Origin of the sequence: Hymenobacter sp. YIM 151500-1, from assembly GCF_025979885.1 — a bacterium.
Taxonomy (GTDB): Bacteria; Bacteroidota; Bacteroidia; order Cytophagales; family Hymenobacteraceae; genus Hymenobacter.
In genome coordinates this window covers 4,185,078-4,203,288 of sequence record NZ_CP110139.1, presented here as the reverse complement: position 1 = coordinate 4,203,288, position 18,211 = coordinate 4,185,078, and the positions used below count along the sequence as shown (strand labels likewise).

Annotated in this window: 12 protein-coding genes; 6 read left to right on the top strand and 6 right to left on the bottom strand. The window is 62.1% G+C overall.

Going from position 1 to position 18,211, the window contains the following annotated elements; all coding sequences use genetic code 11:
- Positions 1-122: 122 nt before the first annotated feature.
- Positions 123-1,028 (top strand): S66 peptidase family protein, encoded by a 906-nt coding sequence (locus OIS53_RS17425; RefSeq protein ID WP_264679851.1) that lies wholly within the window; start codon positions 123-125, stop codon positions 1,026-1,028.
- A gap of 17 nt (positions 1,029-1,045) precedes the next feature.
- Positions 1,046-1,567 (top strand): GNAT family N-acetyltransferase, encoded by a 522-nt coding sequence (locus tag OIS53_RS17420; protein WP_264679850.1) that lies wholly within the window; start codon positions 1,046-1,048, stop codon positions 1,565-1,567.
- Positions 1,568-1,672: 105 nt separating this feature from the next.
- Here the strand turns inward: OIS53_RS17420 and OIS53_RS17415 are convergent, their stop codons facing one another.
- From OIS53_RS17415 to OIS53_RS17390, 6 genes are all read right to left on the bottom strand, one after another.
- On the bottom strand, positions 1,673-2,446 hold the full coding sequence (locus OIS53_RS17415) for a MutS-related protein (protein WP_264682388.1): 774 nt from the start codon (positions 2,444-2,446) through the stop codon (positions 1,673-1,675).
- A 613-nt stretch (positions 2,447-3,059) separates the two neighbouring features.
- Positions 3,060-3,833, bottom strand: coding sequence for an alpha/beta fold hydrolase (locus OIS53_RS17410; RefSeq protein WP_264679849.1), 774 nt, complete (start codon positions 3,831-3,833; stop codon positions 3,060-3,062).
- 1 nt (position 3,834) lies between these two features.
- Complete coding sequence (locus tag OIS53_RS17405; RefSeq protein WP_264679848.1) at positions 3,835-4,389, bottom strand: hypothetical protein; 555 nt, start codon at positions 4,387-4,389, stop codon at positions 3,835-3,837.
- 86 nt (positions 4,390-4,475) lie between these two features.
- Positions 4,476-5,486, bottom strand: coding sequence for a M28 family peptidase (locus OIS53_RS17400; RefSeq protein WP_264679847.1), 1,011 nt, complete (start codon positions 5,484-5,486; stop codon positions 4,476-4,478).
- Positions 5,487-5,625: 139 nt separating this feature from the next.
- Positions 5,626-7,131, bottom strand: a complete 1,506-nt coding sequence (gene cysS / locus OIS53_RS17395) for a cysteine--tRNA ligase (protein WP_264679846.1) — start codon at positions 7,129-7,131, stop codon at positions 5,626-5,628.
- A 426-nt stretch (positions 7,132-7,557) separates the two neighbouring features.
- Positions 7,558-8,688 carry an endonuclease/exonuclease/phosphatase family protein gene (locus tag OIS53_RS17390; protein ID WP_264679845.1) on the bottom strand — a complete coding sequence of 377 codons (1,131 nt, stop codon included), beginning with the start codon at positions 8,686-8,688 and terminating at the stop codon, positions 7,558-7,560.
- Positions 8,689-8,825: 137 nt separating this feature from the next.
- Between OIS53_RS17390 and OIS53_RS17385 the strand changes: the two genes are divergently transcribed.
- The 4 genes from OIS53_RS17385 to infB all read left to right on the top strand — a co-directional run bounded on the left by OIS53_RS17385 (position 8,826) and on the right by infB (position 17,737).
- Positions 8,826-12,287, top strand: coding sequence for a DUF7948 domain-containing protein (locus OIS53_RS17385; protein ID WP_264679844.1), 3,462 nt, complete (start codon positions 8,826-8,828; stop codon positions 12,285-12,287).
- Positions 12,288-12,665: 378 nt separating this feature from the next.
- Positions 12,666-13,139: a ribosome maturation factor RimP gene (locus OIS53_RS17380; RefSeq protein WP_264679843.1), complete on the top strand. Its 474-nt coding sequence runs from the start codon at positions 12,666-12,668 to the stop codon at positions 13,137-13,139.
- Positions 13,140-13,242: 103 nt separating this feature from the next.
- Positions 13,243-14,529, top strand: a complete 1,287-nt coding sequence (gene nusA, locus OIS53_RS17375) for a transcription termination factor NusA (protein ID WP_264679842.1) — start codon at positions 13,243-13,245, stop codon at positions 14,527-14,529.
- 124 nt (positions 14,530-14,653) lie between these two features.
- Complete coding sequence (infB, locus tag OIS53_RS17370) at positions 14,654-17,737, top strand: translation initiation factor IF-2 (RefSeq protein ID WP_264679841.1); 3,084 nt, start codon at positions 14,654-14,656, stop codon at positions 17,735-17,737.
- Positions 17,738-18,211: the final 474 nt, after the last annotated feature.

The window sequence follows — 18,211 nt, the reverse complement described above, 5'->3', positions numbered from 1 at the left end:
TACTGAAGAACCCCAGGCAGGCCGCCGCAAAGTTCGGGCTAGATTTCCAGCTGTGCTGGCTGGTTAGTTCCCAGGGATGCACACCGGGTGCTGCGTATGTTTGCGGCTCACCTATGCTGCCCATGCCCACTACCGCCCCTCCCCCCCTCCGCTCCGGCGACCAGGTTGCCATCGTCTGTCCCGCCCGTAAAGCTTCTCACGAGGAGCTGGCCGCGGCCGTAGCCACCCTCGAAAGCTGGGGGCTGCGCGTAGTGCTGGGCGAAAGCACCAACGTGGCGCACCACCAGTTCGGGGGCGAAGACGAGGTGCGCCGCCGCGACTTTCAGCGCCAGCTCGACGACCCCGCCATCCGGGCCATCCTGTGCGCCCGCGGCGGCTACGGCACCCCCCGCATCATCGACCAGCTCGACTTTTCCCGCCTCGCTGCAAGCCCGAAATGGGTGGCCGGGTTCTCCGACATTACCACCCTCAACTGCCACCTGCTGCGGCTGGGCTTCCAGAGCATTCACGGTGTTATGCCCCTTATGTTCCATCAGGAAGGCGGGCAGGAATCGTTGGACAGCTTACGGCAGGCGTTGTTTGGGGAGGAGGTGAGCTACGCGGTGCCGGCTCATCCGCTCAACCGCGCCGGCGCGGCCACCGGCGAGCTGGTGGGCGGCAACCTGAGCATGCTGCAAACCCTCACCGGCACCCGCTCCGACGTGCCCACCGCCGGGCGCATCCTCTTTCTGGAAGACATCGACGAGTACCTCTACGCCATCGACCGGATGCTGGTGCACCTGGACCGTACCGGCAAGCTAGCGGGCCTGGCCGGCCTGCTGGTGGGCCACTTCACCAACCCCCAGGACAACGCCGTGCCCTACGGCCAGACGCCCCACGAAATCATCATGGAACGGGTAGCTAAGTACAACTTCCCCGTGGCCCACGGCTTCCCCATCGGGCACGAAGCAGAAAACAGGGCCTTGGTAGTAGGCCGGCCGGCCCGGCTGGTGGTAGGTGCCAACGGGGCGCAACTCGAATACGCGTAGCCTCTCGTCCTTCCGCAATGGCCTCATCTATCCGCCTTCTGCCAGCAGCTGAGTTTCCCCGGCACCTCGACGCCCTGACCGAACTGCTGCAAGATGCCGTTGACTCGGGCGCTTCGGTGGGCTTTTTGCCACCCCTGGCCACTACCGAGGCGCAGCACTACTGGCGCAGCCTACAAAACGACCTGGTAGCGGGCCACGTGTTGCTGCTGGTAGCGGAAGAAGCTGGTGAGGTAGTAGGTACGGTGCAGCTGCACCTGGCCACCAAAGCCAATGCCGCCCACCGCGCCGAAGTAGCCAAGCTCCTGGTGCATCGCCGGGCCCAGCGCCGGGGCATCGGCCGCCACCTGATGCAGGCGGTGGAAGACCTGGCCCGCCAGCAACACCGCACTACGCTGGTCCTGGACACCTTGCAAGGCGCCCCCTCCGAACTGTTGTACCAATGCCTGGGCTATGTGGCAGCCGGCGTTATCCCGCGTTTCGCCCGCGTAGCGGATGGGTCGTTGCAGCCCACGGTGGTGTACTATAAGCTGCTGGGATAGTTTGTTCATTGAGAGCGTGTCGAAGCTTTTAGATGATGACCGTCATGCTCAGCTTTTTCGCAAGCTCTAACCGTGTTTTAGGTTCACTTTTTAGAAGCCCGACTTCTACTCTGGTTTTCCTGACAGCGCAGTTGCCGCCTGTTTCGCTGCGCTGTACTGTAACAAGCTGTATAAGCCTTCTTTTTGAAATAAAAGCCGACCAATTTTCAGATTTGACCAGCCGGCTTGCAAGCGGTAGGAAAACACCGGTAGCCCATCCTGTAAGATGCATTCAATGCAGTAAGTGCGGACAGCTGGCTCGCGGGGAAGCTGTTGTTCGAGCTGAAGCAAGTGGGTAGAGATGAAAAAATAGGAACGCGGAAAGCCGGCTAGTCCGCTCACTGTAGCGCGGGTGATTTCCAGTGCATCGTCCATGTTGGTGCCCCGAAACAGCTCGTCGAAGATGGCACATGTGCGGCCGGGCTCCTGCGCTGCCCGAAGTACCTGCTTCAACTTCTGAATTTCAGCCATAAAATGGCTGTAGCCGTCGCGCAGACTGTCGCGCAGGTTGATGGCGATGACCAGTGAGTGAAAGAAGGGCAGTTCGCACGTAGCAGCGGGCACGGCTAGCCCCGCGTGTGCCAGATACACGCACAGGCCCACGGCCTTTAGCAGTGTTGATTTGCCCGACATATTCGGCCCGGTCAATAGCACCACGTGCTCGTCGCCGTGGAGTACCAGCGTATTCTTCACCGGCTGCCGCAGCACCGGGTGGTAAAACTCCACCAAGTTCAGCCCCTCCTCTCGGAAAACCGGGAAGGTAAAGCCCAATTCCCGAGTGCCTTTGGCTATCGACCAATACGCTTCAAACTGGTAGAAGGCCTCCCAAAACTCGGCCATCTGCTCCGGAGTCACTGCCCGAAGCTGGCGGGCGAAGCGCACCATGAGCGCCGCGGAAAACGCATCTTCCTGAATAGCCTGGGCGCTATCCGCCAAAGCAAACCGCTCCAGAAAATGTCCCAGCCTCGTCAGCTGCGGCCGGAAGCTGCCAGGAAAAGCCGCCAGGTCGAGCCGGGACAGGTAGTGCTGCTGCAACCGCTGCAGAAACAGGATAACCTGCCCGTACTTGGCTCGGGTCTTGTACCGCTCTTCTTCCGAAAACAGCAGCTTGGCCGCCATTCTGGCCCGGTTGGTTTCCAGCGCAATTTGGCCGCTGCTAACTTCCAGCAAAAAGGCCCGCACTTCCTGTAAGTGGATTTTCGGGTAGGAAAAGTCCGCTAGCACGGTCCAGTTAGCCAAAAAGCCCTGCACAATGCCTTGCTTCTCCGCTACCAGTTCCGCAGAGGCGGGCAACTCCCGCAGCAATTGATGCAGAACAGCTTCGGCCTCAGAATTATACGTGTAATTGAAGAGCGGCAGTATCTCTGCCTCCAGTTGCAAATCGTCAACGTGTAGCATCAGACTATTCAGGTAGTCTGCCTCCAACGCTAAACGGGACAGAAGCCGTGTATGCTTATTTGGTGGCCGCTGTGCTTTGCAAGAAATCCAGCACCGTTTTATTGAACAGCGGGCCGTTCTCCTGCGGAGCGTAATGGGTAAGGCCAGGCAGAATGACCACCTGCGCCTTAGGAATACTTTGAGCAATCAGGCGGGTGTGGACTTCTTTGATGATGTCTTTCTCGCCGGCCAGCACCAGCACCGGGGCCGTCACGGCCCGTAACTGCTCCGGTTTTAGCTGAGGATGCTTTAGGAGCATGGTAGTAAGGCGGCGGCCGCGCCGGAAGTCTTGTTTGAACGGACTCAGTACGGCGCACAGCAAACGGTCCTGGCGCACCTGACGCAGCACCTTGGCTTCTACGGCGGTAGTGTCAGCGTACAGATTTCCACCCATCATCACCAGACTTTTCACCTGGGCAGGGTAGCGTAGCGCCATACTCAGGCCGGTATTGGCGCCGTCGCTCCAGCCAACGAGGTGCGCAGCCGGGATGCCGAGCGTATCGAGCAGCGCGTGCAGGTCATCGGCAAACAGGCTGTAGCTCAGCGGCCCCGTACTGCGGTCCGACTGGCCCTGGTCACGGGTGTCAACGGCAATAACGCGGTAGTGCGCGGCCAGCGCCGCAATCTGATTTTGAAAACTACTGATGGACTCGCCATTGCCGTGCAACAGCAGTAGCGGCTCGCCCGCGCCGTACGTTTCGTAGTAATACGATACGCCGTTGACGGTGGCGCGGTGCCCGGCCGGCCGGTTGCGGCCGTACCACACGATACCACGGCCTTGGACGGACAAATTACCGGTTGCCTGTGCTATCAGTAGTCAGTTGCCGGCTGAAACCTTGCACGGGCGGCCCGAAGTTGCGCCAACCCACCGGTGTCCCTGTCGCCAAGAGGGGCGCTGGGTCGTCGAAGCTGCCGTTGGTTAGCGGCACTTGCTGCCACTGGCCAGTGCGCTGCTGCGCTTCCAGTCGGAAGTCATCGAACTCAAACCGGCCGTTTAGGTGGTAACCGGCCACGATAGTTAGCGAATCGGCGTCCCGGTCGAGCTTCCCCGTTGCGGTATAGGTCTGCCACGTATTGGCCACGGCTTTGTGAGGCACGGCGGCGAAGTTGCCAGACTTTTTGCTGATTCTTTGCACCGAAGCCAGCAGCCAGGCAGCCGCTCCGCCCGACTGCGTAGTATCTACCTTGATGCGAACCGATACACGGTAAGGCCGCCCCGCCCAAGCCCGCACACTGACGCGCTGCCCAAAGTCATCGACGACAGCAATGCGGGTGGCGGGCTGCGTCGTCGCCGCGATGCTCACAAGCAGGCTCAAACTGACCAGCATCCCCTTCAGTAAAGGCATCAAACAGGATTATATGAAAAGCAATTCATGAAAAACTCCGGCAACTTACGCTGCCGGAGCTTCCTGTTTGCTGGAGCCTTTATGTTTTACTCCTTATAAATCGTGGTCAGCACCGTCTGCCCTACGGCCTTCAAGGTGCGCCGGTCGATGATGCTCAGGTTGTCCTGGGTGGTGTGGTGGTAGGGGCGGAACTCGCCGTTGGGCAGGAAGTCGATGATGTCGATGGTGCGCACGCCGGCTGCGTTGGTGAAGGCGTGGTCGTCGGTGAGGGTGGGGCTATTGGTGAACTGGAAGTAGTCGGAGAAGCCCAGCTCGGCGGCCGTGTTCCATACCTTCTCTACCACGTCGGGGGCTTTTTTCCTTGAAATGCCTTCCCGGTTGAACCTGCCGTCCTTGGCACCTACCATGTCCAGCAGGATGCCGTAGTTGGGCTTGTAGCCGGCCGGCACCACGTTCTTGGCCCAGTACTGGGAGCCCAGGCACCAGGTTTCCTGGCCGTTCAGCAGGTTCTTCTTCTCACCCTGGGTGGCGGCGTCGTAGCCGTAGTCTTCAGCATCGAACAGGATAAAATCCACGCCCACACCAGGGGTCAAGGAGTCGGGCTGGGCGGCCAGGATGCGGGCCATTTCCAGAACGATGCCCACGCCGCTGGCCCCGTCGGAGGCGCCGTCGAAGGGGGCGTTTTTGTTTTGCTTGTCTTTATCGGCGAAGGGGCGCGTGTCCCAGTGCGTGAAGACGGCCACCCGGCGCGGGGCCTGGGGCTGGTACTGGGCAATGAGGTTGCGCGACTTCAGCATGTTGCCGTCGAAGGCCATAGCCTCGAAGGGCTGCTCCCGCACCGTCAGGCCCAGGGCTTTGAAGCGGGCCACCAGCCAGTCGCCGGTTTGCACGTGTGCCTTGCTGTTGGGCACCCGTGGCCCGAAGGCCACTTGCTTGGCCACGTAGGCGTAGGCCGAGTCGGCGTTGAAGGCCGGCACGGCCGGCGTGGCAGCCGCGGGGGTAGTAGTGGTTTCGGTTTCGGCGGTGTCTTTCTTGGCGGGGCAACCCGTGAGCAGCAGGGCGGCCAGGGCGGCCGGAGCCAGGCGGAAGAGCTTCATGTGGCGTAAGCTTTGTGGGCTTTGGAGCGTGCGCCGTCAAAGGGCAGCGCAATGTCAAATACTGTAAATTGAGCTGACTTACACGGACGACGGTGCAAGCTAAACCGAAAGAAAACGAAGTTAAGCTTACACCACATTTTTACTCTTCCGAGTAGGCCCAGTCTACTCCGGCTTTCGTGTCTTTCACCACGATGCCCTGGGTTTTAAGGGCCGCCCGAATGTCGTCCACCTTGCCATAGTCCTTGGCGTCTTTGGCTTCCTGGTAGAAGCGCAGCGTCAGGCTCAGCAGGTCTTCGGCGTTGGCGCGGGGCTCGTCGTGCAGGCCCAGCACCTCTTGCACCAGCGTACGAAACACGGTGGTGGCTTCCTGCAAAGCGGCCTCGCTCACCTGGGCCAGCGTGGGCAAGTTAGCAGCGTAGCCATTGAGCTTGCGCAGCAGGTTAAACAGGCTGGCAATGGTGCGGGCCGTGTTCAGGTCGTCGTTGAGGCCCTGCCAGCAGTCCTGGGTTAGCTTGCGCAGCTCGGCATCGGCGGCCGTGGTGTCGGCGGCCCGCTCAGTGCCGGCGGGCAGGTGCAGCTTGTCCAGCAGGCGCAGGCCGTTCATCAGCTTGCGGTAGCCTTTGCGGGCGGCTTGCAGGCCGTCGTCGGTGATGTCGACGGGGCTGCGGTAGTGGGCTTGCAGCAGGAAGAAGCGCACGGTCATGGGCGAGTAGGCCTGGGTGAGCGTGGCATTCTGGCCACTGAACAGCTCCGAGATGGTAATGAAGTTGCCGAGCGACTTGCTCATTTTCTGCCCGTTCACCGTCAGCATGTTGTTGTGCATCCACACCCGCGCCTCGTTGGTGGGGCGGTGGCAGGCCTGGCTCTGGGCAATTTCGCACTCGTGGTGCGGAAACATCAGGTCCAGCCCGCCGCCGTGGATGTCGTACTCGGCGCCCAGGTACTTGCGGCTCATGGCCGAACACTCCAGGTGCCAGCCGGGGAATCCCTCGCTCCAGGGCGAGGGCCAGCGCATAAGGTGGCGCTCATCGGCCCGCTTCCAGAGGGCAAAATCCAGGGGGCTGCGCTTTTCATCCTGGCCGGCCAGGTTGTCGCGGGAGCCGGCCAGCAGCTCCTCCACCACCCGGTTCGAGAGCTTGCCGTAGGCGCGGCCGGCGGCGTTGTAAGCCGGCACGTCGAAGTACACCGACCCGTTCACCTCGTAGCCAAAGCCGTTGTCGATGATTTCCTGCACCATCTGCACCTGCTCGGTGATGTGGCCCGAGGCGCGGGGCTCGATGTCGGGCGGCAGGCAGCCCAGGGCCTCCATGTGGCGGTGGTAGAGGTGGGCGTACTGCTCGGCCACCTGCATGGGCTCCAGCTGCCGAGCCCGGGCATTCTTGCTGATTTTGTCTTCACCCTCGTCGGCGTCGCCTTCCAGGTGGCCCACGTCGGTGATGTTGCGCACGTAGCGCACGGTGTAGCCCAGGTGGCGCAGGTAGCGCGTCAGCACATCAAAAATAACCGGCCCGCGCGCATTGCCCACGTGCGCCTCGCTGTACACCGTAGGCCCGCACAAGTACACGCCCACAAACGGAGCATTGAGCGGAGTGAAGATATCTTTTCGGCGGGTAAGGGTATTATAAAGCGAGAGAGGATGCTGCATGGCCGCAAAAGTATCATGTATTTGAACGGAATACGTTCCTGTAGCTTGATTTCGCACCTCTACCAATTAGGTGCGTTTTGCCTTTCATTTTTTCTTTTATACCAGCTCCACTTGGACGCTCAACTCTCAACAAAGCCGCAACAAAGTTTAAAACCCAGTTCAATCAGTACAAAACTTACCAAGGGCAGCATAAAAAGTTCAGTTGGAAGTATGTCCGCCGCGTTGACTGGTATAAATAAAAGGGTAGGTTAGGTGCTACAGCAGCTTGGATGCCCACTTTCTTGACTTATTATTAGTTGCATCGTCAACACTACCCCGAAGCTGTTTAGGAAATTGATGAACGGTCATGCTGAGTTTGTCGAAGCATCTTTTAAACGACCTCCTAAATAGCTACACCATGCAATGCCCTGCACTCAAACAGGGCAATTACTGCGGCCCCGTCGGTTTGGAGTTCAGCCGGTAGGTGGCCGTAGTGGGGAAATGGTCGGAGTAAGGAATTTCGTAGTGCACCCAAAAGTCGTCGACGGTGAAGTGAGGACTGGCAAACTGGTTGTCGATGCGCACGAAGGGCAGGCGGCCGTTGTAAGTGCGGCCCACGCCGTTGCCTACGGTGGCCCAGCCGTTCTGGAATCGGTCGGCTAGCTGGTCGTAGCTGTAGCTGTAGGGCAGGTCGTTGAGGTCGGCGCAGAGCAGAATGGGGTAGCGACACCGCTCGAAGCGGCGCACCAGCGTATCCACCTGCCAGTGGCGGGCCGCCGCCCCGCGCTTAAACCGGCGCAGCAGGCTCAGCCCCTTCTGCCGAAACCCCGACCGGCTGGAGTAGCTGTCCACAATATCCTGCTCCTCCAGGCTCATGCTTTGCAGGTGAAAGTTGTACACCCGGATGGTGTCGCCCTGGGGCAGGCGCAGGTCGGCCCACATGGCGTGGTTCTGGGTGAGCTGGCCAAAGTGCACGGTGCCCCGGCCCACCATCGGGAAGCGGGAGAAGATGGCCAGGCCAAACTCCGCCCCAATGCTGTTGGTCAGCGTCTTCGACACAAAGGCCTGCCTTCTGCTCTGGCGCCCGATCTTATCTACCGTGCGAAACACGTCGCCGTCGCGGGTGCGGGCGCCGGCCGGCTCGTTGTAAAACTCCTGGAGGCAGAGGATATCGGCGGGGTTTTCGGCCACCCACTGCACCATGCGGCGCGAGGAACCCAGGTCGGCGTCGCGCAGCTGCGGGTACACGTTGAAGATGCGCACGTTGGCTGACAGCACCTTCACCTGGGGGCCCACTGCGCCGGAGGCCGGGGCTACGCGCAGCGGGTGCACGGCCAGCCCGCGCTGAAAGTGAGGCCACGTAAGTACGGCCAGCGCCAGGGGCAGCAAGGCCACCGTCCAGCGCCGCAGCAGCCAGTACAGCACCGCTCCCAGATTAAGCGCCAAAGCCACTGGCAGCGTGAGAGCCCCAAACGTTGCGGGCCAGAAGGTGTAGGCCGGCACCTGGGCGCAGGCAATAGCCACCAGCACCCACAGCATCACGAGCACGGTGCACTTAAAGGCAAACGAACGACGCACGAAAAATCTGGATTGCGGAAGGGAAGTGCAGAAGACAAAGGTAGAGGTTACGGCGCAGCCCAGAATACAGCCCACCTTTTGCCGATACGCCGCATCTATTCAGTACCTTGTCCTTTATTTATCGTCCTGCTCTAGTTATGATTCAACGTCTTACTTCCTTTCTTTCCCTGCTTCTGGCCGCCAGCCCCCTGCTGACTGCCGCCCCGCGCCCGGCCGCCGCGCCTCTACCCGCAGCCAGCCTGGAGTTTGTCGAAAACCGCGGCCAGTGGGACAGCCGGGTGCGCTACGCCGCGGCCCTGCCAGCGGGCCGCCTGTTCCTGACCAGCACGGGCTTCACCTACACGTTCGTGGACCCGGCCGCCCTGCGCGCCGCCCACGACCACGCCCCCGCTCCCACCGAAATGCTGCGCGGGCACGCTTACACCGTGGCCTTTGAGGGTGGCAACGCCCAGGCTACCGTGCAGGGCACTCAGCCCACGGCCGAGGTGCGCAGCTACTTTCTCGGCAACGATGCCGGCCACTGGGCCAGCCAGGTGCCGGGCTTCCGGCAGGCCAGCTACGCGGCCGTGTATCCGGGTATTGATGTGAAGCTCTACGAAAACAGCCAGCAGCAGCTGGAATACGACTTCCTAGTGGCGGCCGGGGCAAAGCCCGAAGCCATCCGGCTGCGCTACCAAGGCCAGGCCGGCTTGGAGCTGACCCCGGAAGGCAGCCTGCGCATCCGCACCTCCGTGGGCGACGTGACCGAGCAGGCTCCCCGCGCCTGGCAGGTAAGCGCCAGCGGGGAGCGGACCCCGGTGGCCTGCTCCTTCCAGCTGCGCCAGGGCGTGGTGAGCTTCCGGCTGGGCTCCTACAACCGCCGCCAGCCCCTCATCATCGACCCCACGGTGGTGTTTTCGTCGTTTACGGGCTCCACCGGCGACAACTGGGGCTTCACGGCTACCTACGACCAGGAAGGCAACCTTTACTCCGGCGGCGTGGCTTTTGCGCCGGGCTACCCCGTTTCGCCAGGGGCTTACCAAACCACCTTCGGCGGGGCCGGCGACGTAGCCATTATCAAGTACCGCACCTCCGTAACGGGTCCCTCGGCCCGGCTGTACGCCACCTACCTGGGCGGCTCCGAAACCGACGCCCCGCACAGCCTCGTGGTCAACAACCGCAATGAGCTGGTGATTCTGGGCACTACCAGCTCGCGCAACTTCCCGGTGTCGAGCACGGCCGTGCAGCGGACGTTCCGGGGCGGACCGGGCGTTGGTCCGCTCGGCTCGGGCGTAACCGGCCAAATGGGCTACCCCAACGGCTCCGACCTGTTTGTGGCTACGCTCAGCCCCGCCGGCACCAGCCTGGTGGCCGCCACCTACCTGGGCGGCACCCGCAACGATGGCCTCAACGCGGGCCTGGTGAACAGCTACGGCGACCAGTTCCGGGGCGACGTCATTACCGATGGCGACAACAACGTGTACTTGTCCACGACCACCCAAAGCAGCGACTTTCCGCTGCAAGCTGCCTCCCAGGGCACGCTCAACGGCCCTTCGGATGCCGTGGTGTGCCGCCTGCCGCGCGCCCTCGACCGCCTGACGTGGAGCACCTACCTGGGCGGCAGCGGCGAAGACGCGGCGTTTTCGGTGAAGCTGGCCGCCGACCGGAGCGTGTACGTGGCCGGCGGTACGGCCAGCACCAACTTCCCTACCACCGCCGGCGCTTTGCAACGCACCAGCCCCGGCGGGCGCAACGGCTTTGTGGTGCGCCTAAGCCCCGACGCGCCCACCCTGCGCCAGGCTACCTACGTGGGCAGCGCGGCCGACGACCAGGTGTTTTTTCTGGAGCTGGATGTCACCGGCAACGTGTATCTGCTGGGCCACACCAGCTCCGACAACTACCCCGTCACGGCCGGGCGCTACGGGGTGCGCGGCGCCCACCAGTTTATTCAGAAGCTGGACCCCGAGCTGGCCCGCACCGAGTACAGCACCACGTTCGGGGTGGCCCGGCCGGGCTACGACTTCTCGCCCACGGCGTTTCTGGTGGACGACTGTGAGCGGGTGTACGTGTGCGGCTGGGGCGGCAGCACCAACCAAGGCTACGGGAACAGCACCACCACGGGCCTGGCCGTTACGACTGACGCCGTGCAGAGCCGCACCGACGGCTCCGACTTCTACCTGGCGCAGTTTTCGGCGGGCCTTACCCGCCTGGAGTACGCCACGTTTTACGGCGAAAACGGGGGCCGCGGGGAGCACGTGGACGGCGGCACCTCCCGCTTCGACAAGCGCGGAGCCGTGTACCAGGCCGTGTGCGGGGGCTGCGGCGGCACCTCCGGCTTCCCCGTGCCGCCCGGCGCCAACTCCTACAGCACCCGCAACGCCAGCTCCAACTGCAACAACGCAGCCTTCAAGCTTGATTTTGCCCTAACCGTGGCCAACCCCGGCCCCTCGCGCTACGTGTGCGTGGGCGGCGGGCCCGTAACGCTGGGCGGGCAGCCAGCCGGCGGCGAGTGGCGAGGCCCCGGCGTAAGCCGCACGGCCAGCGGCAGCTACGTTTTCACTCCCACCGCCGCCCTGGTGGGCCGCAACGTGCTGACCTACTCCGTGGCTACCACCGGCATCTGCGTCAGCACCCGGCCGTTGCGCATCACCGTCATGCCCGACGTGGCCGTTACCATCCCAGCCGTACCCGACCGGTGCGTGGATTTCGGCCCGGTGAACATGCAGGCCTCGCCGGCGGGCGGCACCTGGAGCGGCCCCGGCATGACGGCGGCGGGCGTGTTCAGTCCGGCCCAGGCGGGCGTGGGCACCCACCGCATCACCTACACCCTTTCCGATACCCTGGGCTGCGGCACGGGCACGCAGTCGGTGGTAGTCAACGCCCTGCCCACCGTCAACGCGGGCCCGCCCATTACGCGCTGCGCCTCCGAAATTCAAGCATTTCAGCTTACCGGGGCTACACCGGCCGGCGGCACCTGGAGCGGTACCGGCGTCACGCCCGGCGGCCTGTTTACGCCCCCGAATACCAACCTGAAAGGCGCTCAAATTACGCTCCGGTACACGGTAGTGCAAAACGGCTGCTCCAATTCGGCTACCCGCCTGATTACACTGGCGCCGGCCCCGACCATTGATTTTCCCCTGACCATGCCCGTGTGCACCACGGCTCCGCAGTACACCGGGCTGGCCCCGTACACGGCCCACTTCACCTCCGTGCTGCCCGGCGGCACCTACGAGTGGGACTTCGGTGACCAGACGCCCATATCTACCGAAGAAAAGCCCACGCACGTGTACGAGAAGCCCGGCACCTACCTCGTCAAGCTTACTGCCCGCTACGGCAGCTGCTCCGTCGAAACGCGCTTTGCGCCGGTGAAAGTAGGCCCCGTGTTTGTGCCCAACATCATCACCCCCAACGGCGACACGAAAAACGAAACCTTCGTGCCCCTGTTTAGCTGCCAGCCCGCCACGCTGCGCATCTTCACCCGCTGGGGCAGCAAGCTCTACGAAACCGACAACTACCGCAACGACTGGCGCGGCACCAACCTCCCCGACGGCGTGTACTACTACCACCTGAAAGACGCCGAAGGCCGCACGGCAAAAGGCTGGGTGGAGATAAAGAGGTAAGTCAGGGACGTAGGGGCTTGGGGGCTTAGGGTCTTAGTGGATGTTCTAGTAGAGTGAGGCAAAGACCTTATCAGGCTAGAACGATAAGTGACAGAACAGCTCTGCGTCTTCCGCGCAAGCTTCTGCGTCCTCTGCGGGCTAAAACCACAGAACGACAACCGTCCAGGCGTGAGAGGGTCCTTGGCTCCGTCTTCCTTCGGTTCACAAGCTCACGATGACAGCGCCTAGCCGAATATCATCTAGGACCCTAAGCCCCCAAGCCCCTACGTCCCTACCTTGCAATCTGACAATTAAACCTATATCTTTGCACCAGCAAACGACAACACGACAGAGGGGACGGATAGTCCCCTCTTTCTTTTATCACCCGGTGCCACCGCTATGAAACTTGACCGCGCCCGCCTGTTAGACTTACTTCAGGACAGCCTGCCCACCGATGGCAGCTTGTTCGTTGTGGACCTGACGGTATCTGACGCCATCCGGCCCAAAGTAACGGTCACGCTCGACGGCGAGCAGGGCGTGGGCATTGATGAGTGCGCCTCGGTAAGCCGCCGCCTGGCCCGCCGCGTGGACGAAGCCTACGGCGAAGACGCCAGCTACACGCTGGAAGTCACCTCGCCCGGCGCCGACCAGCCCCTGCGCGACCCGCGCCAGTACACGCGCCACGCCGGCCGCACGCTCAGCCTGAAAATGGCCGACGGCACCGAAAAAACCGGCACGCTCGAAGCCACCGAAGCCACCGGCATTCAGCTGGCCGAAATAGTAAAAGAGAAAAACAAAAAGAAAACCCTGCCGCTCGCTTTCGTCGCCTTCGACGACATCAAAGAAGCCAAGGTGGTTATTTCGTTTAAATAAGCTGCCAGCTGTTAGCTCCAAGCCTCAAGCTTTTTATTATTCACCCAACCTTCATCCGGTAAGCTGCTTGCAGCCTGCAGCATGAAGCTAGAAGCTAAGTAAAATGAACAGTCACGTCCTGATTGAATCATTTGCCGAATTCGCCCGGTCCAAGAACATCGACCGCCCCACGATGATGAGCATCCTGGAAGAGGTGTTCCGCACGATGATTCGCAAGAAGTACACCGACGACGCCAACTTCGACGTCATCATCAACGTGGACAAGGGTGACCTGGAAATCTGGCGCAACCGCGAAATCGTGGACGACAACTCGGAGGATATCTGGGACCACGACAAGATTCCGCTGTCGGAAGCCCAGAAGATTGAGCCCGACTTCGAGATTGGCGAGCAGGTAGCCGAGGAAGTAAAGCTGGAAGATTTCGGCCGCCGCGCCGTGCTTATGGCCCGCCAAACGCTCATTCAGCGCGTAAAAGACCTGGAGCGCGACAACCTCTACCAAGCCTACAAAGACCAGGTGGGCGAAGTGGTGGTAGGCGAAGTGTACCAGGTGTGGAGCCGCGAGGCCCTGGTGCTCGATAAAGACGAAAACGAGTTGGTGCTGCCCAAGGGCGAGCAAATTCCGAAGGACCGCTACCGCAAGGGCGACACCGTGCGCGCCGTGGTGCACCGCGTAGAAGTTATCAACGGCACGCCTAAAATCATTATTTCGCGGGCCGCGCCGGCTTTCCTGGAGCGCCTGATGGAGCAGGAAGTGCCCGAAATCTACGACGGCCTCATCACCATTAAGAACATTGTGCGTGAGCCGGGCGAGCGGGCCAAAGTGGCCGTAGAAAGCTACGACGACCGGATTGACCCCGTGGGCGCCTGCGTGGGCATGAAAGGCTCCCGCATTCACGCCGTGGTGCGCGAGCTGGAAAACGAAAACATCGACATCATCAACTACACCGACAACCTGGAGCTGTACATTGCCCGGGCCCTGTCGCCGGCCAAAATCGGGTCGATGAAGATAAACGAACAAACTGGCCGGGTTTCGGTGTTCTTGAAGCCTGACCAGGTATCACTGGCCATTGGCCGGGGCGGCGCCAACATCAAGCTGGCTTCGCGGCTCGTGGGCATGGAAATCGACGTGTTCCGCGAAGCCGAAGATTACGAAGAGGACATTGCCCTCGACGAATTCCAGGATGAGATTGACGGCTGGGTGTTGGACGAGCTGAAGAAAATCGGCCTCGATACCGGCCGCTCCGTGCTGGCCGTCAGCAAAGACGATATCGTGCGCCGCACGGAACTGGAGGAAGAAACCGTGGAAGAGCTGTTCCGCGTGATTCGCCAGGAGTTTGAGGACAACGACAACTCCAGCGAGGAAGAACAAAATTCCGGCGACGCGCAATGAGTGCGCGGCGGCCGGTACGGCAAAGGCGCTAAAACCAAGCCAGGCGGCTTGATTTTAGCGCCGCCCGGCAAGATTTAAAGTAGTACCTTTGCAACTGAATACGAGTATCGTTCGCGAGCATAGAATGGCGGAAGCAGCAACCAAACGGCTGAATCAGGCGGCCAAAGACCTGAACGTTGGCTTATCCACGATTGTGGATTTTCTGGCGGGAAAAGGGCACATCATCGAAAACAAACCGACGACCAAGCTAACGCCGGAGCAAGTTTCTTTGCTCAACAAGGCCTTTGAATCGTCGGCGCAGGATAAGATGGAAGCCGCCAAGCTCAGCCAGGCCAAGCGCCAGAGCGAGCTGGAGGCCGTTGCCCAAACCCGGCCAGCCGAGCCTGCCTTGGCTCCCAAGGCAGCTAATGGCACTGCTGCACCCGCTCCCGCCGCCAAACCAGCGGCGCCCCAGCCGGCCGCGCCGGCTCCGCAGCCGGCACCAGTTGCGGCTGCCCCCGCTCCTGCCGAATCCGCCAAAACGCCCGGCTTGAAAGTGCTGGGCAAGATTGAGCTAGACGCCAAAGGCCGTCCGGTGCCGCCCCGCCCGGCCCCAGCTCCCCAGCCCGCTCCGGCCCCGGTGCCTACCCCCGCGCCAGTGGCCGAAGCACCCAAACCGGCTGCTCCAGTCCCGGCCCCGCAGCCGGCCCCGGCTCCCGTAGCTGAAGTCCCAAGACCCGCTCCTCCTGCTGCTGCTCCCGCGGCTGCTGTTGTAGAAGCACCCAAACCGGCTGCTCCAGTCCCGGCTCCGCAGCCGGCCCCAGCACCCGTGGCTGAAGCGCCCAAGCCAGCTGCCCCGGCTCCGCAGCCGGCCCCTGCTCCGGCCCCGGCTCCCGTAACGGCTGAGGCATCTGCGCCGGCCACTAGCAGCAACGATGATAGTACTATCGTGGCCAAAGCCGACCAGCTGAAAGGCCTGACAGTGCTGGGCAAGATTGAGCTGCCCCTGGATTCGTCGCGGCGCGGCGGTGGAGGGCGTGGTGCCCGCCCGGTGGCGTCTTCGGATGTGCGTAAGAGCGGCCTCGGCCCCGATGCCAAGAAGAAGCGCCAGCGCATTCCGATGAACAGCCCCGCGGCCCCCGGCCAGCAACAGGCTGGCACCGGACAGCAAGGCGGCAACCGCCCCGGCGGCCCCGGCCAGCAAAACCGCCCCGGCGGTGGTCCCGGCCAGCAGAACCGCCCCGGTGGCGGTGGGCAACAAAACCGTCCGGGCCAGGGCCAGGGTGGCAACCGCCAACCAGCGCCGGCGCTTACCCCGGAGCAAAACGACAAGCAGATTCAGGAGCAGATCAAGGCTACGCTGGCCAAGCTCAGCGGCGGCCGGGGTCAGCAGCAGAACCGCGCCAAGTACCGCCGCGACAAGCGCAACATGGCTGCGGAGGACCGGGAAGCCCTGCGTGCCCAGAACGAGCTGGATGCCAAAACTCTCAAGGTAACTGAGTTCATTTCGGCCAACGACCTGGCGTCGTTCATGGACGTATCGGTGAACGAGGTTATCAAGGTGTGCCTGAACATGGGCATGTTCGTGTCTATCAACCAGCGCCTCGACGCCGAAGCCATTACCGTCATTGCCGACGAGTTTGGCTACGACGTGGAATTCCTGAGCGCCGAGGAAGAGGAAACGACCATTGATATTGAGGACGACGAGGAAGATTTGCAGCCGCGCGCGCCCATCGTCACCATCATGGGCCACGTCGACCACGGTAAAACCTCGCTGCTCGACTACATCCGTAACGCCAGCGTGGCCAAGGGTGAGGCCGGCGGCATCACCCAGCACATCGGCGCCTACGACGTAACCACGGCCTCCGGCAAGCGCATCACCTTCCTGGACACTCCCGGTCACGAAGCCTTTACGGCCATGCGGGCCCGCGGTGCCAAAGTCACGGACATTGCCATCATCGTGGTGGCCGCCGACGACTCGGTGATGCCGCAGACCAAGGAAGCCATCAACCACGCACAGGCGGCCGGCGTGCCCATCGTCATTGCCCTAAATAAGATTGACAAGCCCGCGGCCAACCCCGACAAAATCCGCGAGGAGCTGTCGGCCATCAACATTCTGGTGGAGGAGTGGGGCGGTAAGTACCAGAGCCAGGAAGTGTCGGCCAAGTCCGGTTTGGGCGTGGAAGACCTGCTGGAAAAGGTGCTGCTGGAAGCCGAACTGCTGGAGCTGAAAGCTAACCCTGACCGCAACGCCGTGGGCACCGTCATTGAAGCCTCGCTCGATAAAGGCCGGGGCTACGTTACCACGATTCTGGTGCAAACCGGCACCATGGAAGTAGGCGACATCGTGCTGGCGGGTCCGCACTTCGGCCGCGTGAAGGCCATGACCGACCACCGCGGCAAGAAGATGAAAGTGGCTGGCCCGGCTACGCCCGTGCAGGTGCTGGGCCTCACCGGTGCCCCGCAGGCGGGTGATAAGATTCAGGTGATGGAAACGGAGCGCGAAGCCCGCGAACTGGCCACCCAGCGCCAGCAGCTGGCCCGCGAGCAGAGCCTGCGCACCAAGAAGCACATCACCCTGGACGAAATCGGTCGCCGCCTGGCTATCGGCTCATTCAAGGAGCTGAACGTGATTGTGAAAGGCGACGTGGACGGCTCGGTGGAAGCCCTGGCCGACTCGCTGCTGAAGCTGAGCACGCCGGAGGTGGCCGTGAACATCCTCAGCAAAGGCGTGGGGGCCATTTCGGAATCCGACGTACTGCTGGCTTCGGCTTCCGACGCCATCATCATCGGCTTCCAGGTGCGGCCCTCGCAGAGTGCCCGCAAGCTGGCCGAGCAGGAGCAGATTGACATCCGCCTTTACTCCATCATCTACAACGCCATCAACGAGGTGAAGGATGCCATGGAAGGCATGCTGGCCCCGACGGTGAAGGAAGTGGTGGTGGCCAACGCCGAGGTGCGCCAGGTGTTCAACATCACCAAGGTCGGCACCATTGCCGGCTGCATGGTGACGGACGGTACCTTCACCCGCAAAACCAAGGTGCGCCTCGTGCGCGACGGCATCGTGGTGCACTCCGGCGACATTCAGGACCTCAAGCGCTACAAAGACGACGTGTCGGAAGTACGCCAGGGTTACGAGTGCGGTATTTCGCTCAAGGGCTTCAACGACCTGCGCGAAGGCGACAACATCGAAGGCTTCGAGGAACAGGAAGTGAAACGGACGCTGTAAGCAGCGGCCCACTCCCAGTATATTACACAAACAGCCCCGGCTCGGCAGCCGGGGCTGTTTGCGTATAAGGGTGGCTCCAATGCCGAGCTGGGAGCCATCCGGATGTATTAGGGTCGATAGAAAGCAGTAAGACCGTCCTGCTCCATCTGGCGTCCGCTGGTCGATGCATCTCTCCCGCTTCGTCCTCACGATTGGAGTTACCCCCAGTAGAGATGCTTCGACCAGCGGACGCCAGATGGAGCATGAAAGTCAGGCGACTTGCTGTTTACAGAGCTTAATGCAAGGCCTTCTCTCACATACTTATGCGGTTGACGAAGGGCGGGTGGGCAGTTAGCTTTACCTCCGTATTCTTTTGCATCAGCCGGCAGCCCGGACCAGAAAAGGTAGGGCCGCTTACCTGGTTTCTTCGGAAGCGTCCGGGGGCGAACGGTGGCCTCGTGTTCTGCGCCGAAGAAACAAAAAGCCCCGCAGCGC

Excerpts from the sequence above, each read along its gene's own strand:
- OIS53_RS17425 (WP_264679851.1), top strand. The coding sequence starts at position 123 with ATGCCCACTACCGCCCCTCCCCCCCTCCGCTCCGGCGACCAGGTTGCC.
- OIS53_RS17420 (WP_264679850.1), top strand. The coding sequence starts at position 1,046 with ATGGCCTCATCTATCCGCCTTCTGCCAGCAGCTGAGTTTCCCCGGCAC.
- OIS53_RS17415 (WP_264682388.1), bottom strand. The coding sequence starts at position 2,446 with ATGGCCGAGTTTTGGGAGGCCTTCTACCAGTTTGAAGCGTATTGGTCG.
- OIS53_RS17405 (WP_264679848.1), bottom strand. The coding sequence starts at position 4,389 with ATGCCTTTACTGAAGGGGATGCTGGTCAGTTTGAGCCTGCTTGTGAGC.
- OIS53_RS17400 (WP_264679847.1), bottom strand. The coding sequence starts at position 5,486 with ATGAAGCTCTTCCGCCTGGCTCCGGCCGCCCTGGCCGCCCTGCTGCTC.
- cysS (WP_264679846.1), bottom strand. The coding sequence starts at position 7,131 with ATGCAGCATCCTCTCTCGCTTTATAATACCCTTACCCGCCGAAAAGAT.
- OIS53_RS17385 (WP_264679844.1), top strand. The coding sequence starts at position 8,826 with ATGATTCAACGTCTTACTTCCTTTCTTTCCCTGCTTCTGGCCGCCAGC.
- OIS53_RS17380 (WP_264679843.1), top strand. The coding sequence starts at position 12,666 with ATGAAACTTGACCGCGCCCGCCTGTTAGACTTACTTCAGGACAGCCTG.
- nusA (WP_264679842.1), top strand. The coding sequence starts at position 13,243 with ATGAACAGTCACGTCCTGATTGAATCATTTGCCGAATTCGCCCGGTCC.
- infB (WP_264679841.1), top strand. The coding sequence starts at position 14,654 with ATGGCGGAAGCAGCAACCAAACGGCTGAATCAGGCGGCCAAAGACCTG.